A 26,189-nucleotide genomic window follows, 5' to 3' on the forward strand; every position below is an offset into this window, starting at 1 on the left:
ATCTTATGCTAGTCAGTGGTTGGAAGCCGAGCCCTATACTGCCTTCACGGACAAGAACAACAAGGGCTTCCCATGACCGCTCCGGACCGCTTCCGCTCCACCCATTCCCCTGCCGATCGCTTCGCCGAACTGCTGCTGCACAACGGCCGTTTCTACACCCTTGACCCAGCCCAGTCCTGGGCCGAGGCCGTGGCCATCCGTGATGGCCGGCTGCTGGCGGTGGGCCGCCGGGAGGACATGGAGCAGCTGATCGGCCCGGATACCCTGGTGCGCGACCTCGAAGGCGCGTTCTGCATGCCCGGCCTGCACGATATGCACACCCACCCGGACCTGGCGCTGAACCCGCGCTACGCCGACGACCTCGATGTCGGCATCGAGGACCCGACCCCGGAGCAGCTTGCCAAAACCATCCGCGACTACGCTGACAGCCACCCCGGCGATGGCTGGGTCTACGGCCAGTACTGGGTGCGCTACACCTTCCGCGAAGCTGGGCTGAAGCCGGGCCGCGAGTGGCTCGACAGCATCCTGCCGGACCGCCCGGTGGCGCTGCTCGACCGCATGTGGGGCACCATGATGGTCAACTCCCGCGCGCTGGAGCTGGCCGGCATCGACGCCAGTACCCCTGACCCGCGCAACGGCTATCTGGAGCGCGACGAGCTGACCGGCGAGCCCAACGGCCTGATGATCGACGGCGCCTACGCGCTGATCCACGCCGCCATGCCGCCCACCCCGGCGAAGGTGCTGCGCCAGTCTTATCGCGAGGGCGTGCACTTCCAGAGCTCGCGCGGCGTCACTGCGGCCAAGTACCTGCACGTCTGCGAGAATCGCCTGGACGCGCTCAAGTACCTCGACGATGCCGGGCAACTGACCCTGCGCGTGGAAGCGGCGATCAGCTGGCAGGACGACATCTTCCCGGTGCGTCGCCGCTGGGAGCTGCTAAGCGGCGAGCGTCACTACTATCGCAGCGCACGGTTGTCGGCGAACGCTGTGAAGTTCCACTTCGACGGTACCGTCGAGCCGCGCTCCTCCTTCCTTATTACACCCTGGCCGGGCGAAGACGCCTGGCGCGGCAAGCTCAATCTGACCCCCGAGCACATCACCGACATGGTGGTGGACATGGACAACCGTGGCATCCGCGTCATCGCCCACTGCACTGGCGATGCGGCGTCCGACGTGTTCCTCGATGCGGTGGCCGAGGCGCGCCGGCGCAACGGTTTCAGTGGTGTGCGTCACCAGTGCGCGCACAGCACTATCCTGCATCCGGGCAATCTCAAGCGCTTCCGCGAGCTGGAAGTGATCGCCGAGTTCTCCCCGGCAGCCTGGTATCCGACGCCGTTTGCCAGCGGAGCGCGTTCGGGCTATGGCACGGATCGGCTGAAGCGCATCTACGATTTCAAGGGCGTGCTGGCCGCCGGCGGTATCGCAGTGTTCGGCACCGACTGGCCGGTGGCGTCCATCGACCCCTGGCTGGCGCTGGAAACCCTGGTCACCCGGCAAAACCCGTGGAATGACGACCCGGCCTGCTTCGGCGAGCCGATCAGCCTGGAGCAGGCGATCCGCGTGGCGACCCTCAATGGCGCCTATGCCATGGGCCTGGAGAAGCTCACCGGCAGCCTGGAGGCTGGCAAGTCGGCGGACTTCATCGTGCTCGACCGCAACCTGTTCGAGCAGCCGGCGCGCAACTTTATCCACCGCACCCAGGTGCAACTGACCTTCGTCGAAGGCCGCCCGGTGTACGACCGCCTCGGCCAGTTCAGCGATACCGCCCTGGCGGCGGTGTGGCAGGGCGAGCCGCCGCGCATCGAAGGCGTCAACGCATGAACGCCGCGAGCATCCCGGTGACGGTGGTCGCCGGCTTCCTCGGCGCGGGCAAGACCACGCTGCTGCGCAACCTGCTGGAGCGCTGCGAAGGCCGGCGCCTGGCGGTAATCGTCAATGACTTCGGCGAGCTGAATATCGATGCCGGGATGATCGCCGAGCAGACCGAGGCGGTGTACAGCCTGGAGAACGGCTGCATCTGTTGCAGCGTGCAGGACGACCTGCTGGCGCAGCTGGAGCGATTGGCGACTATGCACCCGCCGCTGGAACAGGTGGTGATCGAGTGCAGCGGGGTGTCCGACCCGCAGCGCATCGTGCAGACGCTGGGTTATCCGAAGCTGCGCAAGCGCCTGCATCTGGATGCGGTGCTCACCGTGGTCGATGCTGCCCGCCGGGAACCGCTGGAGGGCGAGTACGCGCGACTGGAGCGCATGCAGGCGGCAGCCGCCGATCTGCTGCTGCTGAACAAGTGCGACCTGCTGGCCGCTGACGAACGCGCCCGCCAGCGAGAGCGCTTTGGCCGCGGCGCGCGGGTACTGGAGACCATCCAGGCGCAGGTTCCCGATGAGCTGCTGCTCGGTGAACCGTCACGCAAGCTGCGGCCCCGCGGACAGGACGGTATCGACCATGGCGACCTGTTCGACAGCTGGAGCTGGCAGGGCGACGCGACCTTCGATGGCACGCGGCTGAAGCACTGGCTGGAGACGCTGCCGCGCGGCCTGCTGCGCCTGAAGGGGCTGATTCGCCTGGCGGGGCAGGGCGAGGCGGTCTGGCTGCAATATGTGGGCGGGCGTTATCAGTTACGCACAGCGACGGCAGGCGAGGCTGAGCAGGGTTCGCGGCTGGTGTTCATTGCGGAGAAGGATGCTGGGTTGCGGGCGGATCTCGAGGTCGGCCTGCGTAGCTGCTCTTCGTAGGATCGAGGGGGACGCCTAGTTCTTGCTCGCGAACCGCCCAGCGCCGGAGTTGCCTGTGAGGAGTTCGCGAGCTAGCTCGCTCCTACAAGGTCAGCTCCCAAGCAGCAGACAATAAAAAACCGGCCACTAGGGCCGGTTTCTCATCACGCCCCGAACTCAGCGGTATTCGCAGAGGTAGGCGGTATCCTGGGCGACTTTCAGCTGGAACTTGCTATTGGCCGGCACGGTGAAGTTGCTGCCGCCTTCGAAGGTTTCCCAGCTGTCGCTGCCCGGCAGCTTGACGGTCAGCGCGCCGGCGACGACGTGCATCACCTCCAGCTGGCTGGTGCCGAATTCGTATTCGCCGGGAGCCATCACGCCAATGGTGGCGGGGCCTGCGGCCATGTCGAAGGCGATGGATTTGACAGTGCCGTCGAAGTACTCGTTGACCTTGAACATGGGCTTCTCCTGCTAGAGGGGTGAAAAATGGCCCGCCAGTATGCCCAAGGCCGCAGGCCCCGTCACTAGAGCGGCGCAGGCGACCGTGCAGTCAGTGCCAGGTTGGTGCTGAATCGATGGATCGGTGCTTTCAGCCGGCAACGGGCAGGGTCAGCGGCAGTAGGCGGGCGGTATTGCGGGCGTCTTCCAAGGCACGGTGCGGCTGCCCCTGGAAATGCAGGCCGGCCAGATGCAGCGCGGCGTTCAGGCCCACCGGGCGCTTGAGTTGGCGGGCCTGGGCGAAGCGCTGCTTGAGGTTGACGTGGGGGACGCGGGACAGGTGGCTGTCCAGGTGCTGGCGGCGCCACTCCAATTCCAGCTGGTGGCGGTCGTAGTCGCCCCAGCTGGTCCAGCCGGCCAGGCGCGGGCTGTGCTGGGCGAGCCAGCGCTCAAACTGCGGCCAGACCTCGTGCAGCGGCGCGGCGGCATCGACGTTGGCCTGGGTGATGTGGGTGAGTTCGCGACAGAAGGTCGTCAGTAGCGGGCGCCGCTGCGGGCGGACGAAACGCTGGAAATGGTCCAGCTCGCGGCCGTCGGCCTCGGCCACCAGGCTTGCGCCGATCTCGATGATCTCCATTTCCTCGACCGGCCAGCCGCCTTCCTCGGTGGTGGCTTCCAGGTCGATCACCAGCCAGTGGGGCATAGTCGGTGCTCTTGGTTGGGTTCGAATCGAGTATGGAAGGCGTTTGCGGGACCGGCAAACCGCTGTGCTAGGCTGAGCGACTCGATCGGACAAGGGGACTGCGATGGCGAAAGTGGCTTTCATTGGCCTGGGCGTGATGGGTTATCCCATGGCCGGGCATCTGGCGCGTGAAGGACATGAGGTGTGCGTCTACAACCGCACCGCGAGCCGCGCCGCCCAGTGGGTCAAGCAGTTCGGCGGTCGCTCGGCCGAGACCCCGCGTGACGCCGCACAGTGGGCCGACTTTGTGATGTGCTGCGTGGGTAACGATGACGACCTGCGCAGTGTGGTGCTGGGCGAGGACGGCGCGCTGGCTGGCATGCAGCCCGGCGCGGTGCTGGTGGACCACACCACAGCCTCGGCCGAAGTCGCCCGCGAACTGGCGGTGGCGGCGGCCGAGCGCGAGCTGGGCTTCCTCGATGCGCCGGTGTCCGGCGGCCAGGCCGGCGCCGAGAATGGCGCACTGACGGTGATGGTTGGCGGTGACGCGAACCTCTACGCCCGCACCGAGCCGGTAATTGCCACCTATTCACGCATGGTGCGGCGCATGGGGCCGGTGGGCAGCGGCCAACTGACCAAGATGGTCAACCAGATCTGTGTCGGCGGCCTGCTTCAAGGTTTGTCCGAGGCGCTGCACTTCGCCCAGTGCGCCGGCCTCGATGGCATGGCCGCGATGGAGGTGATCAGCAAGGGCGCCGCGCAGTCCTGGCAGCTGGAGAATCGTCACCAGAGCATGCTGGAAGGGCGTTTCGACTTCGGCTTTGCGGTGGACTGGATGCGCAAGGACCTGGGCATCGTCCTCGACGAAGCCCGCCGCAACGGCGCGCAACTGCCGGTCACGGCGCTGGTCGACCAGTTCTACGCCGAAGTGCAGGCCGCCGGTGGCGGACGCTGGGACACCTCCAGCCTGATCACCCGCCTTCAGGACTCACCCAAGGCCTGATCCATTTTCCTCCCCTCAGGTGGCGCCATCGGTCGCGCGCCACTCCTGATCGCTTCAGGCGCGGAAGATAAAGTACACCGCGCCCAGCAGGCACAAGCCGGCCCATAGATAGTCGAGCTTCAGTGGCTGTTGCATGAAGTACACGCTGAATGGCACGAAGACCGCCAGCGTGATGACCTCCTGCATGATCTTCAGCTGCCCCACCGACATCACCGTGTACCCGATGCGGTTGGCCGGCACCTGCAGCAAATACTCGAACAGTGCGATGCCCCAGCTGACCAGCGCCGCGATGATCCATGGCTTGCTGCTCAGGGTTTTCAGGTGGCCGTACCAGGCGAAGGTCATGAACAGGTTTGAGAGCGACAGAAGAAACGCGGTTTGCAGCCAGACCGGCATGACAGCGACTCCAGTGAGGGACTGCGCCAGAGCCTAGTGGATGCGCGACGCGACAGCCAAGGGGGGAAATTGATCAGGTTCCTATTGCGGGGAGCAGCAATGGTACCGGTCATGGCGGCCGAGCAGACCTGGCGTCCGGGTGACTATCGCCTGGAGTGGGATAGTGCGTCCTTCGCTCTGCGCGCGTATCGCGTGCAGACGCTGTGGCAAACCCGTTGCGGCGCGATGTTTGTCCACGAACACCATGAGCTTCTGTGTCGTCAGCAACAGTTGGACTCCGTGTACGCTGATCCGGCCAGCTTGGCGGAATCGCCGACGAGCTATATGCTCGGCGACCAATTTCTGGTGGCCCCGGTGCTGGAACCCGGTGTCTAGCGCCTGAGCGCGACTTTGCCCGAGGACCGCTGGGTGTACCTTTGGGGCGGTAGCGCCTTCGAGGTGGCTTCCGGTGGTGCAGTCGAAGTCGCTGTACCCATTGGTGAGCCGGCGGTGTTCTACCGTGCTGGCTAGCACCTGGTAGCGGCGCTGCGCGAGCAGGGGCTGCTGCGCTCCAATCCTTGACGTCGAGTAGAGAATTCATCCCATGCAATGCCGTATCGGCTGTGGCGCCTGCTGCATAGCACCGTCGATTTCCTCGCCCATCCCCGGCATGCCTGACGGCAAGCCGGCGGGCGTACGCTGCGTGCAACTGGATGAGCGTAATCTGTGCAAACTATTCGGCGACTCGCGGCGTCCAAAGGTCTGTGCGGCCTTCGAGGCGGACGCGGACGCCTGCGGCAGCAGCAACGAGCAGGCCCTGCAGATCCTCACCGAGTGGGAACGCATCACCGCCGCCTGATGTGACTTGGAAGTCACGTTTTCGCGGTCCATACTGACGCCCCGACCCGCTCAAGACCGCGGATTGCGACAGGGCGGCGGCTTTTGCTGCCCCCACAAGATCAAGAATAAAGAGAGGTAAGACGATGCGTGGTGTATTGCGTATGACCCTGCTGGCCACTGCCGTGATGGGCTTTGCCGGTACTGTCCTGGCGGAAGACTGGAAGCTGGAGAAGGAAGACGACGGCGTGAAGGTCTTCCTCAGCCCTGTGGCAGGCTCCAAGTACAAGGCTTACCGTGGCGTCGTCGACATCAAGGCCGATGTGGCCAAGATCAACGCCCTGCAGGAAGACGTGACCGGGTCCTGCAAGTGGATCCACGCCTGCGCCGAAATGCGCCTGCTGAAAACCGAAGGCGACAATTCCTGGACCTACTCGAAGATCGACATGCCCTGGCCGGTGACCGGCCGCGACGTGGTGATCCACGTGACCACCGAGAAGACCGCAGACGGCGGCCTGATTCGTCATCTCAAGGCCGAGCCGACCTACATCCCGGAAGAGAAGGGCGAAATTCGCGTGCCGAAGCTGATCGGCGAGTGGAAGCTGGTGCCCAAGGGCGCCGGCGTGACCGAAGTGACCTACCAGGTACAGACCGAGCCGGGTGGCAGCATCCCATCCTGGCTGGCCAACAGCTTCGTGGTGGATGCGCCGATGAACACCCTGAAGGGCCTGCGCAGCGCTGCCGAGAAATAACAGGCGCTGACGTTCCCCCCTCATGAAAAGCCGCCTTCGGGCGGCTTTTTCGTTCATGTCGTGGCGCGTCGGTGAGGCTCGCTCCTGCTGGAAGGCGAAGCCTTGTCCATGGCAATAAAAAAAGGCCGCCCGAAGGCGGCCTTTTCTCGTACGCCGTAGCGCTTAGCGGGCCTTGAGGTCCATGAAGTCGCGCTGGGTGGCGCCGGTGTAGAGCTGACGCGGACGGCCGATCTTGTACGGACCGGAGAGCATTTCCTGCCAGTGCGAGATCCAGCCCACGGTACGTGCCAGGGCGAAGATCACGGTGAACATGCTGGTCGGAATGCCGATGGCTTTCAGGATGATGCCGGAGTAGAAGTCCACGTTCGGGTAGAGGTTGCGCTCCACGAAGTAGGGATCGTGGCGGGCGATTTCTTCCAGCTTCATGGCCAGTTCCAGTTGCGGGTCGTTGATGCCCAGTTCCTGGAGAACCTCGTCGCAGGTCTGTTTCATGACCTTGGCGCGCGGGTCGAAGTTCTTGTACACGCGGTGGCCGAAGCCCATCAGCTTGAACGGATCGTTCTTGTCCTTGGCCTTGGCCACGAACTTCTCGATGTTCGATACGTCGCCGATCTCGTCAAGCATGCGCAGAACGGCTTCGTTCGCGCCGCCGTGAGCCGGACCCCACAGGGCGGCGATGCCCGAGGCGATACAGGCGAACGGGTTGGCACCCGAGGAGCCCGCCAGACGCACGGTGGAGGTGGAGGCATTCTGCTCGTGGTCGGCGTGCAGGATGAAGATGCGGTCCATGGCCTTGGCCAGCACAGGGCTGATCGGCTTGGTCTCGCAAGGTGTGTTGAACATCATATGCAGGAAGTTTTCTGCATAGTTCAGATCGTTGCGCGGGTACATCATCGGCTCGCCCTTGGAGTACTTGTACACCATGGCGGCGATGGTCGGCATCTTGGCGATCAGACGATGCGCCGAGACTTCCCGGTGCTTCGGATTATTGATGTCCAGGGAGTCGTGATAGAAGGCGGAGAGGGCACCGATCACGCCGCACATCACGGCCATCGGGTGCGCATCACGGCGGAAGCCGTTAAAGAAGGTCTTCAGCTGTTCATGAACCATGGTGTGGTTCTTGATGGTGCCGACGAACTTTTCCTTCTGCTCGGCAGTGGGCAGTTCGCCGTTGAGCAGCAGGAAGCAGGTTTCCAGGTAGTCGGACTTCTCGGCGAGCTGTTCGATCGGGTAGCCGCGGTGCAGCAGTACGCCTTTATCACCATCGATGTAGGTGATCTTCGACTCGCAGGAGGCGGTGGACATGAAGCCGGGGTCGAAAGTGAAGTGACCCGTGGAGGTCAGGCCACGCACGTCGACTACATCGGGACCCAGCGTGCCGGAGAGGACAGGCAGTTCGACGGGGGCAGCGCCCTCGATGATCAACTGCGCTTTTTTGTCAGCCATGATGGCCTCCTATTTATGCTTGAAATCATCTGTACGACCCCCCACGCAGGGCCCGCACCACTATAGAGAGATAAATCCGAATGTCAATTTGCACAATCGGAGAAGTTTGGCTCCTCCAAGCCCCTGTTTTGCCGGAAAAATTTGCCTGTTTACGCCTTTTCGGGGGGTGCGGCAATTAGTCCTTAGGTGGAGGTCTTTCCGTTGTCATTAGGAGCCTAACTGTCTATACTCGGCGACCAGCCGCCAAGGGCCGTCCGGCCTAGCTTGATTGGTGGTTGTCACTCCCGAAGGTGATGGGTACCTGACAAGTGCACCTCCCGACAACTAGCCCCGATTCATAGAAGGGCTCTCAGTGTGAAAAAAGCCGTGAATAGCAAACGACCCGTAAACCTAGACCTAAGGACCATCCAACTCCCTATCACTGCTTACACGTCGATTCTCCACCGTATCTCTGGCGTCATTCTGTTCGTGGGCATCGCAGTGCTGCTGTTCGCACTGGATCGTTCCCTCGCTTCGGAAGAAAGCTTCGAGCAGGTGAAGGCGTGTCTGACCCATCCGTTGGTCAAGCTTGTGATCTGGGGCCTGCTGTCTGCGCTCCTGTACCACCTGGTAGCCGGTATTCGTCACCTCGTCATGGACGCAGGTATTGGCGAAACGCTGGAAGGCGGTAAGCGTGGTTCGAAAATCGTCATCGCTGTCGCAGTGGTGCTGATCGTTCTGGCGGGGGTATGGGTATGGTAACTAACGTCACAAACTTGTCGCGTTCGGGTCTCTATGACTGGATGGTCCAGCGCGTCTCCGCGGTCGTTCTCGCGGCTTATGTTCTCTTCCTGCTGGGCTTCCTGATCGCTCACCCGGGTGTTACCTACACCGAGTGGCATGGTCTGTTCTCCCACAGCCTGATGAAGATTTTCAGCCTGTTGACGCTGGTTTCCCTGAGCGTGCACGCGTGGGTTGGTATGTGGACCATCACTACTGACTACCTGACTCCGATGGCGCTGGGCAAGTCCGCGACCGTCGTGCGTTTCCTCGTCCAGGCGGTATGCGGCATGGCCATGTTCGCATTCTTCGTCTGGGGTGTGCAGATTCTCTGGGGTAACTGATCCATGGCTAGCATTCGTACTCTTTCCTTCGACGCCATCATCGTTGGTGGTGGCGGCGCCGGCATGCGCGCTGCGCTGCAACTGGCCCAAGGCGGTCACAAGACTGCCGTGGTGACCAAGGTCTTCCCGACCCGTTCGCACACCGTGTCCGCCCAGGGCGGCATCACCTGCGCCATCGCTTCGGCTGACCCGAACGACGATTGGCGCTGGCACATGTACGACACCGTCAAGGGCTCCGACTACATCGGTGACCAGGACGCTATCGAATACATGTGCTCCGTCGGCCCGGAAGCCGTGTTCGAGCTCGAACACATGGGGCTGCCGTTCTCCCGTACCGAGCAGGGCCGCATCTACCAGCGTCCATTCGGTGGCCAGTCCAAGGACTTCGGCAAGGGTGGCCAGGCTGCCCGTACCTGCGCCGCGGCTGACCGTACCGGTCACGCCCTGCTGCACACTCTCTATCAGGCCAACCTGAAGAGCGGTACTTCTTTCCTTAATGAGTGGTACGCGGTTGACCTGGTGAAGAACCAGGACGGTCATGTGGTTGGCGTCATCGCCATCGACATCGAAACCGGCGACACCGTTTATATCCGCTCCAAAGCCGTGGTCCTGGCCACTGGCGGTGCCGGCCGTATCTACGCCTCCACCACCAACGCCCTGATCAACACCGGTGACGGCATCGGTATGGCCCTGCGTGCTGGCGTGCCGGTGCAGGACATCGAGATGTGGCAGTTCCACCCGACCGGCATCGCCGGCGCAGGTGTACTGGTTACCGAAGGCTGCCGCGGTGAAGGTGGCTACCTGATCAACGCCCATGGCGAGCGTTTCATGGAGCGTTACGCTCCGAACGCGAAAGACCTGGCAGGCCGCGACGTGGTTGCCCGCTCCATGGTCAAGGAAGTGATCGCCGGCAACGGCGTTGGCCCGAACAAGGACCACGTACTGCTGAAGCTCGACCACCTCGGCGAAGAAGTTCTGCACAGCCGCCTGCCCGGCATCTGCGAACTGTCCAAGACCTTCGCCCATGTTGACCCGGTCGTCGCTCCGATCCCGGTTATCCCGACCTGCCATTACATGATGGGCGGCGTTGCCACCAACATCCATGGACAGGCCCTGACCATGGACTCCAACGGCAACGAGCAGATCATCGAAGGCCTGTTCGCCGTCGGCGAAGTGGCTTGCGTATCGGTTCACGGCGCCAACCGCCTGGGGGGCAACTCGCTGCTCGACCTGGTTGTGTTCGGTCGTGCCACCGGCCTGCACCTGGAGAAGGCGCTCAAGGATGGTATCGAGCACCGCCAGGCTTCCGAGTCCGACCTGGAATCCGCTTTCAAGCGTCTGAACGGCGTGAACGAGCGCACCAGTGGCGAAGAAGTCGCTCCGCTCAAGCGCGAACTGCAATCCTGCATGCAGAACTACTTCGGTGTATTCCGTACCGGCGAATACATGCAGAAAGGTATCGCTCAGCTGGCTGATCTGCGTGAGCGCATCGCTGCGGTCAAGATCAACGACAAGAGCCAGGCATTCAACACGGCGCGTATCGAAGCGCTGGAACTGCAGAACCTCCTCGAAGTGGCCGAAGCCACTGCGATTGCGGCTGAAGCCCGCAAAGAGTCCCGCGGCGCGCATGCCCGTGAAGATTTCGAGGAGCGCGACGACGAGAACTGGCTGTGCCACACCCTGTACTTCCCGGGTGAGAAGCGTGTAGCCAAGCGTGCCGTCAACTTCGCGCCGAAAACTGTTCCGGCATTCGAACCCAAGGTTCGTACTTACTAAGGGTGCCCGCCATGTTGCAAGTGAGTGTTTACCGCTACAACCCTGAGAAGGACGCTGCACCTTACATGCAGGACTTCCAGGTCGATACCGACGGCAAGGACATCATGGTCCTGGACGTGCTGGCGCTGATCAAGGAACAGGACGAGGGCTTCTCCTACCGTCGTTCCTGCCGTGAAGGCGTGTGCGGTTCCGATGGTATGAACATGAATGGCAAGAACGGCCTGGCCTGCATCACGCCTCTGTCGGCCGTTGGCCTGAAGGGCGGCAAGCTGGTCATTCGCCCGCTGCCCGGCCTGCCGGTCATCCGTGACCTGGTCGTCGACATGCGCATCTTCTACAAGCAGTACGAGAGCGTGAAGCCGTTCCTGCAGAACAAATATGCAGCGCCGGCCATCGAACGTCTGCAAAGCCCGGAAGAGCGCGAGAAGCTGGACGGTCTGTACGAGTGCATCCTGTGCGCCTGCTGCTCGACCTCCTGCCCGTCGTTCTGGTGGAACCCCGACAAGTTCCTGGGTCCCGCCGCACTGCTGCAAGCCTATCGCTTCCTGGCCGACAGCCGTGACACCGAAACTCAGGCGCGCCTGGCGAGCCTGGATGACCCGTTCAGCGTCTTCCGCTGCCGCGGGATCATGAACTGCGTGAACGTCTGCCCGAAGGGTCTGAACCCCACCAAGGCAATCGGTCACATCCGTAACATGCTGCTGCAGAGCGGCACTTGATCCGAGGGCCGCGCGCCCAAAGATCATTGCAAGAGCGACACCTGTACCGCCGGAACATTTTCCGGCGGTACAGTCCCTAGGACCCAAGCCCACAAAGCGGGGGTCCTGTTTTGAAAACGTATATATGACCAGCAGGGGCATCCGGGCTGGTACCCGGACTATCTGCGGGGATCGGTGGCTTGAAGTCGCTGTGTATGACTTCGCGCCAGAGATTCCACAGGTGGAGTCCCCTTACCGAGGGTGACCAAGCATGCACGAAAGCGTAATGCAGCGGATGTGGAACAGTGCCCATCTATCCGGTGGAAACGCTGCCTACGTCGAAGAGCTCTACGAGCTCTACCTGCACGACCCGAACGCTGTGCCAGAAGAGTGGCGCACGTACTTCCAGAAGCTCCCCGCCGACGGCAATCCTGCCCCCGACGTCTCGCATTCCTCTATCCGTGATCATTTCGTACTCCTGGCCAAGAATCAGCGCCGCGCCGCGCCTGTTTCCGCTGGCAGCGTAAGCACCGAGCACGAGAAAAAGCAGGTTGAAGTCCTGCGTCTGATCCTGGCATACCGTCTGCGTGGACATCAGGCAGCATCGCTCGATCCGCTGGGTCTCTGGGTGCGTACCGCTCCCTCCGATCTGTCGCTCGAACACTACGGGCTCACCGCTGCAGACCTCGACACTACTTTCCGTACCGGTGAGCTCTACATCGGCAAGGAAGAGGCGACCCTGCGTGAAATCATCGATGCGCTGAAGCAGACCTACTGCAGCACTATCGGCGCCGAATTCATGCACATCGTCGATTCCGAGCAACGCCACTGGTTCGCCCAGCGCCTGGAAAGCGTGCGCGGCCGTCCGACGTACTCTGTCGACGCCCGTTCCCACCTGCTCGAGCGCCTCACCGCCGCCGAAGGCCTGGAAAAGTACCTGGGCACCAAGTATCCAGGCACCAAGCGTTTCGGCCTGGAAGGTGGCGAGAGCCTCATCCCGATGGTTGACGAGATCATCCAGCGCTCCGGTTCCTACGGCGTCAAGGAAATCGTCATCGGTATGGCCCACCGTGGCCGTCTGAACGTCCTGGTCAACACCCTGGGCAAGAACCCGCGCGAGCTGTTCGACGAGTTCGAAGGCAAGAAGCTGGTAGAGATGGGCTCGGGTGACGTGAAGTACCATCAGGGCTTCTCCTCCAACGTCATGACCACCGGCGGCGAAGTCCACCTGGCACTGGCGTTCAACCCCTCGCACCTGGAAATCGTTTCCCCGGTGGTCGAGGGCTCGGTACGTGCCCGCCAGGACCGTCGTAAAGATGGCAGCGGCGACAAGGTCGTACCGATCTCCATCCACGGCGATGCTGCTTTCGCGGGGCAGGGCGTGGTCATGGAAACCTTCCAGATGTCGCAGACCCGTGCTTACAAGACGGGCGGCACCATCCACATCGTGATCAACAACCAGGTCGGCTTCACCACCAGCCGTCAGGACGATGCTCGTTCCACCGAGTACGCGACCGACGTGGCGAAGATGATCCAGGCGCCGATCTTCCATGTGAATGGCGACGATCCGGAAGCGGTCCTGTTCGTGACCCAGCTGGCCATAGATTACCGCATGCAGTTCAAGCGTGACGTGGTCATCGACCTGGTCTGCTACCGCCGTCGCGGCCACAACGAGGCCGACGAGCCGAGCGGCACCCAGCCGCTGATGTACCAGCAGATCGCCAAGCAGCGCACCACCCGCGAAATCTATGCCGATGCATTGATCGCCGCTGGCGTGCAGACTGCCGAGCAGGCCCAGGAGAAAGTCGACGAATACCGCGACGCTCTCGACAACGGCCTGCACGTGGTGAAAAGCCTGGTGAAGGAGCCCAACAAGGAGCTCTTCGTCGACTGGCGTCCGTACATCGGCCACGGCTGGACCGCGCGTCACGACACCCGTTGCGACCTGAAGACCCTGCAGGACCTGTCCAACAAGCTGCTGGAAACCCCGGACGGCTTCGTCATGCAGCGTCAGGTCCAGAAGATCTACGAAGACCGCGCCAAGATGGCTGCCGGTGGTTTCCCGATCAACTGGGGCTTCGCCGAGAACCTGGCCTACGCCACCCTGCTGTTCGAAGGTCACCCGGTCCGCATGACCGGTCAGGACGTCGGCCGCGGCACCTTCTCGCACCGCCATGCGGCGCTGCACAACCAGAAGGACGACTCGGTCTACATCCCGCTGGCCAACCTGTTCGACGGCCAGCCGCGCGTCAGCCTGTACGACTCCTACCTCTCGGAAGAAGCTGTACTGGCGTTCGAATACGGCTACGCCACCACCACCCCGGATGCACTCGTGGTGTGGGAAGCGCAGTTCGGTGACTTCGCCAACGGTGCGCAGGTCGTGATCGACCAGTTCATCACCAGCGGCGAAACCAAGTGGCAACGCCTGTGTGGTCTGACCATGCTGCTGCCGCACGGTTACGAAGGCCAGGGTCCGGAGCACTCCTCCGCGCGTCTGGAGCGTTACCTGCAGCTGTGCGCCGAGCAGAACATCCAGGTCTGCGTGCCGACTACCCCGGCCCAGGTCTACCACATGCTGCGCCGTCAGGTGATCCGACCCCTGCGCAAGCCGCTGATCGTGATGACTCCGAAGTCGCTGCTGCGTCACAAGCTGGCCATCTCGACCCTGGAAGATCTGGCCGACGGTTCGTTCCAGACTGTGATCAACGAGATCGACAGCCTGGATCCGAAGAAAGTCGACCGCATCGTGCTGTGTAGCGGCAAGGTCTACTACGACCTGCTGGAGAAGCGTCGTGCCGAAGGTCTCGAGAACATCGCGATCGTTCGTCTCGAGCAGCTGTATCCGTTCCCGGAAGACGATCTGGCGGAGGTCCTGTCGCAGTACAAGAACCTCAAGCACATCGTCTGGTGCCAGGAAGAGCCGATGAACCAGGGCGCCTGGTACTGCTCGCAGCACCACATGCGTCGTGTCATCGCCGCGCACAAGAAAGGTCTCAACCTGGAATACGCGGGCCGCGAAGGCTCGGCAGCTCCGGCTTGCGGCTACGCTTCGATGCACGCCGAGCAGCAGGAAAAACTGCTGCAGGACGCCTTCACCGTTTAACGCCAACGCGCAGTTGATACCGAATTTAAGGAAACACACATAATGGCTATCGAAATCAAAGCCCCAACCTTCCCGGAATCGGTTGCCGACGGTACCGTCGCAACCTGGCACAAGAAGGTCGGTGAAGCTGTCAAGCGTGACGAGCTGATCGTCGACATCGAAACCGACAAGGTCGTGATCGAAGTACTGGCCGAGGCCGACGGTGTCCTGGCTGAGATCGTCAAGAACGAAGGCGACACCGTTCTCTCCAACGAACTGCTGGGCAAGCTGAGTGAAGGCGGTGCTGCCGCTGCCGCTCCGGCTGCTGCCTCGGCTCCGGCTGCCGCGCCGGCCGCTGCTGCCCCGGCTGCCGCCGCTGGTGACGACAACATCCTCTCGCCGGCCGCCCGCAAGCTGGCCGAAGAGAACGGCATCGACCCGAACAGCCTGGCCGGCACCGGCAAGGGTGGTCGCGTGACCAAGGAAGACGTCGTAGCTGCTGTTGAAGCCAAGAAGAACGCCCCGGCTGCCGCTCCGGCCGCCAAGGCTGCCGCTCCGGCTGCTGCCGCCGCTCCCGTGTTCGCCGCTGGCGACCGCGTCGAGAAGCGCGTTCCGATGACCCGCCTGCGCGCCAAGGTTGCCGAGCGTCTGGTCGAAGCCCAGTCCTCCATGGCCATGCTGACTACCTTCAACGAAGTCAACATGAAGCCGATCATGGACCTGCGCAACAAGTACAAGGACCTGTTCGAGAAGAAGCACAACGGCGTTCGCCTGGGCTTCATGTCCTTCTTCGTCAAGGCCGCCACCGAAGCCCTGAAGCGCTTCCCTGGCGTCAACGCCTCGATCGACGCCAACGACATCGTCTACCACGGCTACCAGGACATCGGTGTGGCAGTTTCCAGCGACCGCGGTCTGGTCGTACCGGTACTGCGTAACGCCGAGTTCATGAGCCTGGCCGAGATCGAGAACGGCATCGCCACCTTCGGCAAGAAAGCCAAAGACGGCAAGCTGTCCATCGAAGACATGACCGGTGGTACTTTCACCATTTCCAACGGTGGCGTATTCGGTTCTCTTCTGTCGACTCCGATCGTCAACCCGCCGCAGACCGCGATCCTCGGCATGCACAAGATCCAGGAGCGCCCGATGGCCGTTAATGGCCAGGTCGTGATCCTGCCGATGATGTACCTGGCGCTGTCCTACGATCACCGCATGATCGATGGCAAGGAAGCGGTCAGCTTCCTGGTCACCATGAAGGATCTGCTGGAAGATCCGGCTCGCCTGCTGCTCGACGTCTGATACGTCAGTTCACACGACGGCCCCGTACTACACGACGGCCCCGAAAGGGGCCGTCCGCTTCACCGGAATAAGGATTGAGACATGAGCCAGAAATTCGACGTGGTTGTGATTGGTGCCGGCCCTGGCGGTTACGTAGCCGCCATCCGTGCCGCCCAACTCGGCCTGAAGACCGCTTGCATCGAGAAGTACATCGGTAAAGAGGGCAAGGTCGCTCTCGGCGGTACCTGCCTGAACGTAGGCTGCATTCCGTCCAAGGCGCTGCTGGACAGCTCCTGGAAGTACAAGGAAGCCAAAGAGAGCTTCGACGTTCACGGTATCTCCACTGGCGAAGTGAAGATGGACGTTCCGGCGATGATCGGCCGCAAGGCCAACATCGTGAAGAACCTGACTGGCGGCATCGCCACCCTGTTCAAGGCCAACGGCGTGACCTCCTTCGAAGGCCACGGCAAGGTCCTGGCCAACAAGCAGGTCGAAGTGACCGGCCTGGATGGCAAGACCCAGGTTCTGGAAGCCGACAACATCATCATCGCCTCGGGCTCGCGCCCGGTGGAAATCCCGCCGGCCCCGCTGACCGACGACGTCATCGTCGACTCCACCGGCGCCCTGGAATTCCAGAGCGTACCGAAGAAGCTGGGCGTGATCGGCGCCGGCGTCATCGGCCTGGAACTGGGTTCGGTCTGGGCTCGCCTGGGCGCTGAAGTCACCGTCCTTGAAGCCCTGGACAAGTTCCTCCCGGCCGCCGACGAGCAGATCGCCAAGGAAGCCCTGAAGACCCTGACCAAGCAAGGTCTGAACATCCGCCTGGGCGCTCGCGTCACCGGTTCGGACGTGAAGAAGAAGCAGGTCACCGTCACCTTCACCGACGCCAATGGCGAGCAGAAGGAAGTCTTCGACAAGCTGATCGTGGCCGTGGGCCGTCGCCCGGTGACTACCGATCTGCTGGCTGCCGACAGCGGCGTGACCCTGGACGAGCGTGGTTTCATCTTCGTCGACGACCAGTGCAAGACCAGCGTTCCGGGCGTCTACGCCATCGGTGACGTGGTCCGCGGCGCCATGCTGGCGCACAAGGCCTCGGAAGAGGGCGTGATGGTTGCCGAGCGCATCGCCGGCCACAAAGCCCAGATGAACTACGACCTGATTCCGTCGGTGATCTACACCCACCCGGAAATCGCATGGGTCGGCAAGACCGAGCAGCAGCTCAAGGGTGAAGGCGTCGAAGTCAACGTCGGTACCTTCCCGTTCGCTGCCAGCGGCCGCGCCATGGCTGCCAACGACACTGGCGGTCTGGTCAAGGTCATCGCCGATGCCAAGACCGACCGCGTACTGGGCGTCCACGTGATCGGCCCTAGCGCCGCCGAGCTGGTTCAGCAAGGTGCGATCGGCATGGAATTCGGCACCAGTGCCGAAGACCTGGGCATGATGGTCTTCTCCCACCCGACTCTGTCCGAAGCGCTGCACGAAGCGGCCCTGGCAGTGAATGGCCACGCCATCCACATCGCCAACCGCAAGAAGCGCTAAGGAACGGGACCACGGCGGGCAGGGCGGCAGTCTTTTGCGAGGGGCTGCCGTCCATCCCGCCGGATCGTTTCTCCCCCGAGGGGGATTCGGTCACAGGTGGCGTGGTGCCACGAGCGCCGCGCCGAATGCGCAATACCCAAGACGAAAACGGTAGACAAGCATGAATCTCCACGAATATCAGGGTAAGCAGCTGTTCGCTGAGTACGGCCTGCCCGTATCCAAGGGCTTCGCCGTCGACACACCCGAAGAGGCCGCAGAAGCCTGTGAAAAGATCGGTGGTACCGAGTGGGTCGTTAAAGCCCAGGTACACGCCGGTGGCCGCGGTAAAGCGGGCGGTGTGAAGCTGGTCAAGAGCAAAGAGGACGCCAAGGCGTTCGCTGCCAACTGGCTGGGCAAGCGTCTGGTGACTTACCAGACTGACGCCAATGGCCAGCCGGTCAGCAAGATCCTGGTGGAATCCTGCACCGACATCGACAAGGAGCTGTACCTCGGCGCCGTTGTCGACCGTTCCAGCCGTCGCATCGTCTTCATGGCCTCCACCGAAGGTGGCGTGGACATCGAGAAAGTTGCGCACGAGACTCCTGAGAAGATTCTGAAGGCCACCATCGATCCGCTGGTTGGCGCTCAGCCCTACCAGGGCCGCGAGCTGGCTTTCCAGCTGGGCCTGAAAGGCGACCAGATCAAGCAGTTCACCCACATCTTCGTTGGCCTGGCCAAGCTGTTCCAGGACTACGACCTGGCTCTGCTGGAAGTGAACCCGCTGGTGATCAAGAAAGACGGCAACCTGCACTGCCTGGACGCCAAGATCAACATCGACTCCAACGCCATGTACCGTCAGCCCAAGCTGCGCGCCATGCACGACCCGTCCCAGGACGACGCTCGTGAAGCCCATGCGCAGAAGTGGGAACTGAACTACGTTGCGCTGGAAGGCAACATCGGCTGCATGGTCAACGGCGCTGGCCTGGCCATGGGCACCATGGACATCGTCAACCTGCACGGCGGCAAGCCGGCCAACTTCCTCGACGTTGGCGGCGGTGCTACCAAAGAGCGCGTGACCGAAGCGTTCAAGATCATCCTGTCCGACAGCAACGTCGCTGCCGTTCTGGTGAACATCTTCGGCGGCATCGTTCGCTGCGACATGATTGCCGAAGGCATCATCGGCGCCGTGAAAGAAGTCGGCGTGAAAATCCCGGTTGTCGTTCGTCTGGAAGGCAACAACGCCGACCTCGGCGCCAAGGTCCTGGCCGAAAGCGGTCTGAACATCATCGCGGCGACCAGCCTGACCGACGCTGCCCAGCAAGTCGTCAAGGCCGCGGAGGGTAAGTAATGAGCGTCCTGATCAATAAAGACACCAAAGTCATCTGCCAGGGCTTCACCGGCTCGCAGGGTACCTTCCACTCCGAACAAGCCATCGCCTACGGCACCAAGATGGTTGGCGGCGTGACCCCCGGCAAGGGCGGCACCACCCACCTCGGCCTGCCGGTGTTCAACACCGTCAAGGAAGCCGTGGAAGCGACTGGCGCTGACGCTTCGGTCATCTACGTTCCGGCTCCGTTCTGCAAGGACTCGATCCTGGAAGCGGCCTTCGGCGGCATCAAGCTGATCGTCTGCATCACCGAAGGCATTCCGACCATCGACATGCTGGAAGCCAAGGTCAAGTGCGACGAGCTGGGCGTACGCCTGATCGGCCCGAACTGCCCGGGCGTGATTACTCCCGGCGAGTGCAAGATCGGCATCATGCCGGGTCACATCCACCTGCCGGGCAAGGTAGGCATCGTGTCGCGTTCCGGCACCCTGACCTACGAAGCCGTGAAGCAGACCACCGACGCCGGCTTCGGCCAGTCCACCTGCGTGGGCATCGGTGGTGACCCGATCCCGGGCTCCAACTTCATCGACATCCTGAAGCTGTTCCAGGAAGACCCGAAAACCGAAGCCATCGTCATGATCGGCGAAATCGGTGGTTCGGCCGAAGAAGAAGCGGCTGCCTACATCAAGGCCAACGTGACCAAGCCGGTGGTGTCCTACATCGCTGGTGTGACCGCACCGCCCGGCAAGCGCATGGGCCACGCCGGCGCCATCATCTCCGGTGGCAAGGGCACTGCGGACGAGAAGTTCGCCGCCCTGCAGGACGCTGGTGTGAAAACCGTGCGTTCCCTGGCTGACATCGGCAAGGCCCTGGCCGAGCTGACCGGCTGGCCGGTCAAGTAAGCGCCTCGCTTATTTAACCGCCCGTCAACAGAGGCCACCTTAGGGTGGCCTCTGTCGTTATGGCGGCGTCTACAAAGTGTCGTTCAGGCGACACCCGCTTTCATTCCGCGGACGATCTGACGTATGTCAGTGCAGTTCATCGGAATAGATCGTTAGGCTAGCAACTATATGAAGCGTCGCGTTCCCCACAAGGGAAGGCTCGCTCACCGTCCATTCCTACCCGGAAGCGACGGCGATTCCTGACCGGCACGGATGCCGGGATAACCAGAATGCAGGAGCAACCGGGCCACGAGCCCATGGAAAACCTCTGCTATCGGACTTCCAAGAACAAATCACCGTACCGATGACAGCAGCATCACAGGATGCGCAGGCTCACCCGCCGTGAGTTGGCCAATCCCGTTCGATGCGGCTTTGTCACGTCTGTACGGGCGAGGTGCCTTGGGAGACCACGAAACCGTTTCAGCACTGTGGTATTTCCCTTCATGAAAGTCTTGAAAGGCCAGGACATCCTGGCACTTGGTTTTATGACCTTCGCGCTGTTCGTCGGCGCGGGCAACATCATCTTCCCGCCGATCGTGGGCCTGCAGTCGGGGCCGCACGTGTGGATGGCCGCGCTGGGCTTCCTGATCACCGCAGTCGGCCTGCCGGTGATCACCGTCGTCGCGCTGGCCAAGGTTGGTGGTGCGATGGACACCCTCAGCCATCCTATCGGCAAGGTCGCCGGCGGGTTGCTGGCGGCTGTCTGCTACCTCTCGGTCGGGCCGCTGTTCGCCACCCCGCGTACCGCCACCGTCTCCTTCGAAGTCGGCATGGCGCCGCTGACCGGGGAGGGCGCGCTGCCGCTGTTCCTTTACAGCCTGGTGTACTTCGCGGTGGTGCTGGTGATCTCGCTGTATCCGGGCAAGCTGCTCGATACCGTCGGCCGCTTCCTCGCGCCGCTGAAGATCATCGCCCTGGCCGCACTGGGCATCGCTGCCTTCATGCTGCCGGCCGGTCCCATTGGTGTCGCCGAACCGGCCTACCAGGCCGCAGCGTTCTCCCAGGGCTTCGTCAATGGCTACCTGACCATGGATACCCTCGGCGCGCTGGTCTTCGGCATCGTCATCGTCAATGCGATCCGCTCGCGTGGCGTGCAGTCGCCGCGCCTGATCACCCGCTACGCCATCATCGCCGGCCTGATCGCCGGGGTCGGCCTGGCGCTGGTGTACATCAGTCTGTTCCGCCTGGGCGCTGGCAGCCACGACATCGCCGCTGGTGCCGCCAACGGCGCAGCCGTCCTGCACGCCTATGTGCAGCACACCTTCGGCTCGCTGGGCAGCACCTTCCTCGCCGTACTCATCGCGCTGGCCTGCCTGGTGACCGCCGTCGGCCTGACCTGCGCCTGCGCCGAGTACTTCTGCCGCATCCTGCCGCTGTCGTACCGCAGCCTGGTGGTCATCCTGGCCGGCTTCTCGCTGCTGGTATCGAACCTGGGCCTGACCAAGCTCATCCAGTTCTCGATCCCGGTGCTGACCGCCATCTACCCGCCGTGCATCGTGCTGGTGGCGCTGAGCTTCTGCGCCAGCCTGTGGCGTTCGCAGACCCGCATCGTCGCCCCGGTGATGGTGATCTCCTTCGTCTTCGGTCTCATCGATGCCCTGAAGGGCGCCAAGCTCGACGCCTGGATGCCGGCGTGGATGGAACACCTGCCGCTGGCCGAGCAGGGCCTCGCCTGGCTGATCCCCTCGGTGGTCATGCTGGCCGTGATGGTGGTCATCGACCGCCTGCTGGGCAAACCGCAGGAAGCGATGGCCTGATATCCCGCCATCGACGAAAAAGGCCGCCCACAAGGCGGCCTTTTTCATGCGCGGTCGGTTTATCCCGCTCGTTGAGATCAGCGGATTCCCTGGTTCCTCAGCGCCGTCGGGGTGTAGTCGACGCTACTGGCCTTGAGGCCGAACTCGACCTGGGACTTCTCCTGGTTGGTCAGGCCGGACACCAGGTAGCGACCATTGATGAGGTCATAGATGGCCTCCACGCCCAGCCAGGGAATCTGCTTGTCGTACAGCGGGGTCATGAAGCTCTCGCCGACGCGCCAGAGGGTGCCGCGGCCGTCATAGTGGTCGGCGAGCACGGCCTGCCAGGTGTCCTCGTCGAGGAACAGCACGCGGCGTGCATAGATGTGTCGCTCGCCGGCGCGCAGGGTGCCTTCGACCTGCCAGACGCGGTGCTTCTCGTAGCGGACCAGGTCCTGATTGAGATGGCCGGGTTTGACGAGGTCGTCATAGCGGTGGGCGGTGGAGTCGAGGGCGAAGCTGTTGTAGGGCACATAGATTTCCTTTTTGCCCACCAGCTTCCAGTCATAGCGGTCCGGCGCGCCGTTGAACATGTCCAGGTTGTCCGCCACGCGCAGGCCGTCGGAGGCTGGGTAGGGGCCGTCGTAGGCGATCTGCGGGGCGCGCCGCACGCGGCGCTGGCCGGCGTTGTAGACCCAGGCCATGCGCGGCTCGCGGACCTGGTCGAGCGTTTCGTGGACCAGCACCACATCGCCTGCCAGGCGCGCCGGCGCGGTGACCAGCTGCTTGTAGTAGAAGAGGACGTTGTTGTCCTTGTCCGGGCTGTAGTCGGTGAGCTGGTCGCGATAGCTGAACTGCTGCTGGAAGTAGGTGGGCGTGTAGGTGCCGCTGGCGGTGGGCGTCGCCTGCACGTGCAGGCGCTGGGCGCTGCCGCCGCGATAGCGGGTGATGTGGTTCCACAGCGCCTCGACGCCGCTCTGCGGAATGGGGAAGGGAATCGCCGTCTGGAAATCCTTCAGGCCATTGCCGCCCTCGACCAGGCTGGCATGCCGCGCATTGGCGGCCACGGCTTGTAGTACTACTGCCGGGTAGGTCGCCGAGCGATGCGCGGGATAGACGTTGAGGTGGTAATCCGGGTAGCGCTGCAGCATCGCCTGCTGGCCCGGCGTGAGGTTCGCCGCGTACTGCGCCATGTTCTTCGCGGTGATGGTGAACAGCGGTTTTTCCGCGGCGAAGGGGTCGCTCAGGCGGCCGTCGGCGCCGCGGCTGCCGGCGTTGCTCGGCAGGCCGCCGTCCCAGGCGGGAATGCTGCCGTCGGCATTGCCGGCACGCTCCGCACCCAGGGGCGTGAGCGCGTTGCCCAGTTTCGCCGCTTCCGTTTCGGGAACGGCGGCCTGGAGGTTGAAGGGCAGGGCCAGGAACAGCAGTGAAGCGCACGCAAGATTCTTGTTCATCGGGTTTTCTCCGCTTAGAACGACACGCCAAAGCTCAGGGCAAGGAAGTCCCGGTCGGTATTCACGTTGTACTTACCGCCGAAGAAGTTGGTGTAGGAAAGGCTCATGTTGTAGGTGTTGAGGTAGGTGCCATCGACGCCGACGCTGATCGCCCGCGCGCCCTGGTTGAAGCCCGGCTCCGGGGCGTAGCCGTGGACGTCGTGGGACCAGGCCAGGTTGGGCCGCACCGTGGCGCCGTCGATGAGGTCGGCGTATTCCCAGATCGCCCGCGTCTGGTAGCCCCAGGCGGTGCTGGTGACGAAGCCGGAGTCGTTGCAGTACTGCGGCGTGACGCTGCTGCCGCTGCACAGGCTGTTGTCGGGGTACAGCGCGCCCTGGCCGAACACCGGGCTGCGGCCATAGCGCAGCTCGTCATCGCCACCCAGGCCGCCGACGTGGGTGACGCCGATCTCGCCGATCAGGGTCAGGCGGTCGGCGCCCATCACCTGGTCGAAGAAGTGCGTGGCGGTGACCTGCGCCTGGGTTACTTCCTTGCGCCGGTAGCCCTTGAGGACTGCGTCGTTGGCCGGTGCCGGCGCATCGCCGTAGACCGGTGTGAGCGCCGGTATGCCCAGGGTCGAGGTGACCAGGTCGACCGGGTTGATCTGCACCGGCATGTTCGGCCGGTAGCTGATCTCGCCGGCCAGGGTGGTGCCGGTGGGCAGGCTGGTGCTGAAGCTCAGCCCGTAGAGCTGGATGTCCTCGGGGTAGTCGGCGAAGTATTGCGCGCTGCCCAGGCGGTAGGCCTGGGTGAGCTGCTGGCCAGCGCTGCTGCCGATCACTGCGCTGCAGAGCGTATTGGGGATGCCGAGGTTGCCGCACAGCTGCGGGGCGAAGCCCAGGTCGGCCGCGTGCGGGCCGCTGCGCACGCTGAGGTAGGGCTGGCGGCTGTGGTAGTTGATGAAGTAGCCGGCGAATTCGCTGTCCAGTTCCGGGGCGAACCAGCGCAGCGCCGCGCCCCACTGGCCGTTGTCGCGCGCTTCGTTGTCCTTGCCGCGAGGGATGACGATGCCTTCGTCGGTCAGGTTGATTCCGGCCGGCGCCAGGGCCTGTACCGCCAGCGGGTTCTGGTTGATTACCGGGCCGGCGGCGAGACCGTTGCAGCCGTCGGCCATCACGTCGGTGGTGGAGAAGAAGGTGCCGCAGTTGTCGATCACCGTCTTCTGCCACTGCAACTGGTAGAAGGCCTCGGCGGACAGGTGCTCGCTGAAGTTCTGCGAGACGTAGAACATGTTCACCGGGATCAGGCCTTCCTTGATCTCCGAGCCAGGCCGGCGGAAGGCGGCGACGTCGATCGGGTTGATGGCGTTGATGCCGCCCTGGATGAAGGTGCTCTCGCCCCAGCTCACCACCTGTTTGCCCAGACGCACGGTGCCGGGCAGGTCGCCGATGCTGTAGTTGTGGTAGAGGAAGGCATCGAGGAACTCGGCGCCCGACGCCTTGGCGCCTTCCTCGCGGCCGTGGTCGTCGATGTTCTTGAAGTGCAGGTCGTCGTCCTTGAGCTTGAAGTCGTACCAGTACTTGCCGCGGACGAAGGCGCCGGAGTCGCCGTACTTGAGTTCCAGGTCGTGGATGCCCTTGAACACCTTGGAGAAGGTGTCGCCCTCGCGGAAGTTGCGCTTGCCGTCATCCGAGCTGTGGCTGTGCAACAGTGCGGCGTCGGCGTTGCGCATGGCCCAGCTGGCGCCGACTGACAGGCTGGAGTCGAACTGCCCTTCGATTTCGCCAAGGGAGAAGGTGAAGGCCTGCGCGCCATTGCCGTAGAGGGCCAGGCCGATGGCGGTAGGTAGCGCGAGCAGGTGCAAGGCGGGTGATCTGCGGTTCATCTGAAACGACCTCTTGTTGTTGTTCTGTCGTTTGCCGGCCCTTTTTCGGGCGCAGCGGCTCCTCTCTGGCCCGCGATCTGCGGGTCAGTTGATGAAGGTGGGGAGGTGGAGGCGCTAGAGGTTCAGGTCGAGGGCATCCTCCCCGAGCGTGATCTCGCCCGAATACTCATCGGCCATGCCGCTGACGAATATTCGCCGCGCGACGAAGTTATCCGGGGCGGGGATCAGGTGGGTCAGCAGCAGGTGGCGGACGCCCGCGCGCTGCGCCATGCGCGCCAGCTCCAGGGTGTCGGCGTGGTAGTCGAGCACGCGCACGGCCTGCGCGCCGCGATCTGGCTGCCCGGTGCGTTCCAGCGCGGCGGCGCCTTCGCGTAACAGATGGACGTTGATCGCCTCGTGTACTACCAGGTCGGCATCGCGCATGGCTTCGAGGTAGCGCTCGCTGACGCGGGTGTCGCCGCTGATGAACAGCTTCTTGCCCTGGTAACGCAGCACATAGCCATAGGCGGGTTCCACCGGGTGGTGATCGACACGGTAGGCGTCGATGGTCACGCCGCCCTGGTCATAGACGCGCACCGACTCCTGCCCCTCGGTGATATCCACCCGGCGCGGCTCGGCGAACGCCAGCTGCCGGTTGGTCGGCGGCAGGGCGTGGGCGCTGCGGTAGCCGGCGTCCTGGGCGTAGGCCATGGCCAGACCCTCGACGACCTGCTCGACGCCGGGCGGGCCGTAAACCAGAAAGGGCGTCTGCCGGCCGTAGATCCAGCTGTGGTTGATCAGCGCGCCGAGCCCATTGAAATGATCGGAATGCCAGTGGGTGATGAACACCTGGTTCAGCGCCTGCACCGGCACGTGGTTGGTCTCCAGGTTGCGCATGGCATTCTCGCCGGCATCGAAGAGGAACAGTCGACCGCCGGCAGCCACCAGGGTGCAGGCCTGGCCACGGGTGGCGTTGACCTGCGGCGTGCCGGTGCCGCAGAGGATGACGCGGATGCCGTTGCCGCCCTGGATCAGGGACTGGTCGGTGTGGTCCTTGACCATCGTATCCAGGGCCGCGTGCTGGATGCGTTCGCAGCCGGGCAGGGCGAGGACGAGCAGCAGGGCAAGGGCTCGGGGCAGTCGGGGTCGCATGGCACTTCCTTCGTTTTATTGTTGTTTCGGGTGCGA

Annotated in this window: 23 protein-coding genes; 16 read left to right on the forward strand and 7 right to left on the reverse strand. The window is 63.3% G+C overall.

Annotation, left to right across the window (positions count from 1 at the left end):
• Window positions 1-72 precede the first annotated feature (72 nt).
• Window positions 73-1,821 (forward strand): amidohydrolase, encoded by a 1,749-nt coding sequence (locus tag ACIPK7_RS23145; protein ID WP_401090435.1) that lies wholly within the window; start codon window positions 73-75, stop codon window positions 1,819-1,821.
• Window positions 1,818-2,735, forward strand: a complete 918-nt coding sequence (locus ACIPK7_RS23150; protein ID WP_192434534.1) for a GTP-binding protein — start codon at window positions 1,818-1,820, stop codon at window positions 2,733-2,735. The genes ACIPK7_RS23145 and ACIPK7_RS23150 overlap by 4 nt, the downstream gene beginning before the upstream one ends.
• Before the next feature lie 156 nt (window positions 2,736-2,891).
• On the opposite strand, the gene ACIPK7_RS23155 is transcribed toward ACIPK7_RS23150, so the two are convergent.
• Complete coding sequence (locus ACIPK7_RS23155) at window positions 2,892-3,173, reverse strand: pyrimidine/purine nucleoside phosphorylase (protein ID WP_192434536.1); 282 nt, start codon at window positions 3,171-3,173, stop codon at window positions 2,892-2,894.
• Between the two features lie 130 nt (window positions 3,174-3,303).
• Window positions 3,304-3,855 carry an exonuclease domain-containing protein gene (locus ACIPK7_RS23160; protein WP_192434538.1) on the reverse strand — a complete coding sequence of 184 codons (552 nt, stop codon included), beginning with the start codon at window positions 3,853-3,855 and terminating at the stop codon, window positions 3,304-3,306.
• 103 nt (window positions 3,856-3,958) lie between these two features.
• Here ACIPK7_RS23160 and ACIPK7_RS23165 point away from each other — a divergent pair, with 103 nt between their 5' ends.
• Window positions 3,959-4,837: an NAD(P)-dependent oxidoreductase gene (locus ACIPK7_RS23165; RefSeq protein ID WP_401090438.1), complete on the forward strand. Its 879-nt coding sequence runs from the start codon at window positions 3,959-3,961 to the stop codon at window positions 4,835-4,837.
• Between the two features lie 54 nt (window positions 4,838-4,891).
• Here the strand turns inward: ACIPK7_RS23165 and ACIPK7_RS23170 are convergent, their stop codons facing one another.
• Complete coding sequence (locus ACIPK7_RS23170) at window positions 4,892-5,233, reverse strand: DMT family protein (RefSeq protein ID WP_045208042.1); 342 nt, start codon at window positions 5,231-5,233, stop codon at window positions 4,892-4,894.
• 111 nt (window positions 5,234-5,344) lie between these two features.
• Here ACIPK7_RS23170 and ACIPK7_RS23175 point away from each other — a divergent pair, with 111 nt between their 5' ends.
• From ACIPK7_RS23175 to ACIPK7_RS23185, 3 genes are all read left to right on the forward strand, one after another.
• On the forward strand, window positions 5,345-5,608 hold the full coding sequence (locus ACIPK7_RS23175; RefSeq protein ID WP_401090440.1) for a hypothetical protein: 264 nt from the start codon (window positions 5,345-5,347) through the stop codon (window positions 5,606-5,608).
• A gap of 208 nt (window positions 5,609-5,816) precedes the next feature.
• Window positions 5,817-6,071: a YkgJ family cysteine cluster protein gene (locus tag ACIPK7_RS23180; protein WP_138216628.1), complete on the forward strand. Its 255-nt coding sequence runs from the start codon at window positions 5,817-5,819 to the stop codon at window positions 6,069-6,071.
• A 124-nt stretch (window positions 6,072-6,195) separates the two neighbouring features.
• Window positions 6,196-6,801, forward strand: a complete 606-nt coding sequence (locus ACIPK7_RS23185) for an START domain-containing protein (protein WP_192434543.1) — start codon at window positions 6,196-6,198, stop codon at window positions 6,799-6,801.
• Window positions 6,802-6,963: 162 nt separating this feature from the next.
• Here the strand turns inward: ACIPK7_RS23185 and gltA are convergent, their stop codons facing one another.
• Window positions 6,964-8,247, reverse strand: coding sequence for a citrate synthase (gene gltA, locus ACIPK7_RS23190; protein WP_401090442.1), 1,284 nt, complete (start codon window positions 8,245-8,247; stop codon window positions 6,964-6,966).
• A gap of 354 nt (window positions 8,248-8,601) precedes the next feature.
• On the opposite strand from gltA, the gene sdhC reads away from it, so the two are divergent.
• From sdhC to brnQ, 10 genes are all read left to right on the forward strand, one after another.
• Window positions 8,602-8,988: a succinate dehydrogenase, cytochrome b556 subunit gene (gene sdhC, locus ACIPK7_RS23195; RefSeq protein ID WP_167523168.1), complete on the forward strand. Its 387-nt coding sequence runs from the start codon at window positions 8,602-8,604 to the stop codon at window positions 8,986-8,988.
• On the forward strand, window positions 8,982-9,350 hold the full coding sequence (sdhD, locus tag ACIPK7_RS23200) for a succinate dehydrogenase, hydrophobic membrane anchor protein (protein WP_192434547.1): 369 nt from the start codon (window positions 8,982-8,984) through the stop codon (window positions 9,348-9,350). The genes sdhC and sdhD overlap by 7 nt, the downstream gene beginning before the upstream one ends.
• Window positions 9,351-9,353: 3 nt before the next feature.
• Window positions 9,354-11,126, forward strand: coding sequence for a succinate dehydrogenase flavoprotein subunit (sdhA, locus tag ACIPK7_RS23205; protein WP_192434548.1), 1,773 nt, complete (start codon window positions 9,354-9,356; stop codon window positions 11,124-11,126).
• Window positions 11,127-11,137: 11 nt separating this feature from the next.
• Window positions 11,138-11,845: a succinate dehydrogenase iron-sulfur subunit gene (locus tag ACIPK7_RS23210; RefSeq protein ID WP_045208028.1), complete on the forward strand. Its 708-nt coding sequence runs from the start codon at window positions 11,138-11,140 to the stop codon at window positions 11,843-11,845.
• Between the two features lie 250 nt (window positions 11,846-12,095).
• Complete coding sequence (locus tag ACIPK7_RS23215; RefSeq protein ID WP_192434550.1) at window positions 12,096-14,927, forward strand: 2-oxoglutarate dehydrogenase E1 component; 2,832 nt, start codon at window positions 12,096-12,098, stop codon at window positions 14,925-14,927.
• A 42-nt stretch (window positions 14,928-14,969) separates the two neighbouring features.
• The gene (gene odhB / locus ACIPK7_RS23220; protein ID WP_401090445.1) at window positions 14,970-16,202 is read left to right on the forward strand and encodes a 2-oxoglutarate dehydrogenase complex dihydrolipoyllysine-residue succinyltransferase; all 1,233 of its coding nucleotides are present in this window, start codon (window positions 14,970-14,972) and stop codon (window positions 16,200-16,202) included.
• 81 nt (window positions 16,203-16,283) lie between these two features.
• Entirely contained in the window at window positions 16,284-17,720 is a 1,437-nt protein-coding gene (gene lpdA, locus ACIPK7_RS23225; RefSeq protein ID WP_192434553.1) for a dihydrolipoyl dehydrogenase, read from the forward strand.
• A 160-nt stretch (window positions 17,721-17,880) separates the two neighbouring features.
• A complete protein-coding gene (sucC, locus tag ACIPK7_RS23230) occupies window positions 17,881-19,047 on the forward strand; it encodes an ADP-forming succinate--CoA ligase subunit beta (protein WP_015477516.1) in 1,167 nt (388 codons plus the stop codon).
• On the forward strand, window positions 19,047-19,928 hold the full coding sequence (sucD, locus tag ACIPK7_RS23235) for a succinate--CoA ligase subunit alpha (RefSeq protein ID WP_038803160.1): 882 nt from the start codon (window positions 19,047-19,049) through the stop codon (window positions 19,926-19,928). The genes sucC and sucD overlap by 1 nt, the downstream gene beginning before the upstream one ends.
• A 482-nt stretch (window positions 19,929-20,410) precedes the next feature.
• Complete coding sequence (gene brnQ / locus ACIPK7_RS23240) at window positions 20,411-21,724, forward strand: branched-chain amino acid transport system II carrier protein (RefSeq protein WP_401090447.1); 1,314 nt, start codon at window positions 20,411-20,413, stop codon at window positions 21,722-21,724.
• Between the two features lie 77 nt (window positions 21,725-21,801).
• Here brnQ and ACIPK7_RS23245 read toward each other — a convergent pair whose 3' ends face one another.
• From ACIPK7_RS23245 to ACIPK7_RS23255, 3 genes are all read right to left on the reverse strand, one after another.
• A complete protein-coding gene (locus ACIPK7_RS23245; RefSeq protein WP_401090449.1) occupies window positions 21,802-23,157 on the reverse strand; it encodes a DUF1329 domain-containing protein in 1,356 nt (451 codons plus the stop codon).
• 14 nt (window positions 23,158-23,171) lie between these two features.
• Window positions 23,172-25,022, reverse strand: coding sequence for a DUF1302 domain-containing protein (locus ACIPK7_RS23250; RefSeq protein ID WP_401090451.1), 1,851 nt, complete (start codon window positions 25,020-25,022; stop codon window positions 23,172-23,174).
• A gap of 114 nt (window positions 25,023-25,136) precedes the next feature.
• Window positions 25,137-26,153 (reverse strand): MBL fold metallo-hydrolase, encoded by a 1,017-nt coding sequence (locus ACIPK7_RS23255; RefSeq protein WP_401090453.1) that lies wholly within the window; start codon window positions 26,151-26,153, stop codon window positions 25,137-25,139.
• Window positions 26,154-26,189 lie beyond the last annotated feature (36 nt).

This window comes from Pseudomonas sp. NPDC086581 (assembly GCF_044746165.1).
GTDB lineage: Bacteria > Pseudomonadota > Gammaproteobacteria > Pseudomonadales > Pseudomonadaceae > Pseudomonas.

Bases quoted from the DNA above. Each gene is read 5' to 3' on its own strand.
- gltA (WP_401090442.1), bottom strand. From the start codon at position 8,247: ATGGCTGACAAAAAAGCGCAGTTGATCATCGAGGGCGCTGCCCCCGTC.
- ACIPK7_RS23165 (WP_401090438.1), top strand. From the start codon at position 3,959: ATGGCGAAAGTGGCTTTCATTGGCCTGGGCGTGATGGGTTATCCCATG.
- ACIPK7_RS23245 (WP_401090449.1), bottom strand. From the start codon at position 23,157: ATGAACAAGAATCTTGCGTGCGCTTCACTGCTGTTCCTGGCCCTGCCC.
- ACIPK7_RS23185 (WP_192434543.1), top strand. From the start codon at position 6,196: ATGCGTGGTGTATTGCGTATGACCCTGCTGGCCACTGCCGTGATGGGC.
- ACIPK7_RS23250 (WP_401090451.1), bottom strand. From the start codon at position 25,022: ATGAACCGCAGATCACCCGCCTTGCACCTGCTCGCGCTACCTACCGCC.
- ACIPK7_RS23150 (WP_192434534.1), top strand. From the start codon at position 1,818: ATGAACGCCGCGAGCATCCCGGTGACGGTGGTCGCCGGCTTCCTCGGC.
- odhB (WP_401090445.1), top strand. From the start codon at position 14,970: ATGGCTATCGAAATCAAAGCCCCAACCTTCCCGGAATCGGTTGCCGAC.
- ACIPK7_RS23215 (WP_192434550.1), top strand. From the start codon at position 12,096: ATGCACGAAAGCGTAATGCAGCGGATGTGGAACAGTGCCCATCTATCC.
- ACIPK7_RS23155 (WP_192434536.1), bottom strand. From the start codon at position 3,173: ATGTTCAAGGTCAACGAGTACTTCGACGGCACTGTCAAATCCATCGCC.
- ACIPK7_RS23145 (WP_401090435.1), top strand. From the start codon at position 73: ATGACCGCTCCGGACCGCTTCCGCTCCACCCATTCCCCTGCCGATCGC.
- ACIPK7_RS23170 (WP_045208042.1), bottom strand. From the start codon at position 5,233: ATGCCGGTCTGGCTGCAAACCGCGTTTCTTCTGTCGCTCTCAAACCTG.
- ACIPK7_RS23255 (WP_401090453.1), bottom strand. From the start codon at position 26,153: ATGCGACCCCGACTGCCCCGAGCCCTTGCCCTGCTGCTCGTCCTCGCC.
- ACIPK7_RS23210 (WP_045208028.1), top strand. From the start codon at position 11,138: ATGTTGCAAGTGAGTGTTTACCGCTACAACCCTGAGAAGGACGCTGCA.
- sucC (WP_015477516.1), top strand. From the start codon at position 17,881: ATGAATCTCCACGAATATCAGGGTAAGCAGCTGTTCGCTGAGTACGGC.
- ACIPK7_RS23180 (WP_138216628.1), top strand. From the start codon at position 5,817: ATGCAATGCCGTATCGGCTGTGGCGCCTGCTGCATAGCACCGTCGATT.
- sdhD (WP_192434547.1), top strand. From the start codon at position 8,982: ATGGTAACTAACGTCACAAACTTGTCGCGTTCGGGTCTCTATGACTGG.
- sdhA (WP_192434548.1), top strand. From the start codon at position 9,354: ATGGCTAGCATTCGTACTCTTTCCTTCGACGCCATCATCGTTGGTGGT.
- brnQ (WP_401090447.1), top strand. From the start codon at position 20,411: ATGAAAGTCTTGAAAGGCCAGGACATCCTGGCACTTGGTTTTATGACC.
- ACIPK7_RS23175 (WP_401090440.1), top strand. From the start codon at position 5,345: ATGGCGGCCGAGCAGACCTGGCGTCCGGGTGACTATCGCCTGGAGTGG.
- lpdA (WP_192434553.1), top strand. From the start codon at position 16,284: ATGAGCCAGAAATTCGACGTGGTTGTGATTGGTGCCGGCCCTGGCGGT.
- ACIPK7_RS23160 (WP_192434538.1), bottom strand. From the start codon at position 3,855: ATGCCCCACTGGCTGGTGATCGACCTGGAAGCCACCACCGAGGAAGGC.
- sucD (WP_038803160.1), top strand. From the start codon at position 19,047: ATGAGCGTCCTGATCAATAAAGACACCAAAGTCATCTGCCAGGGCTTC.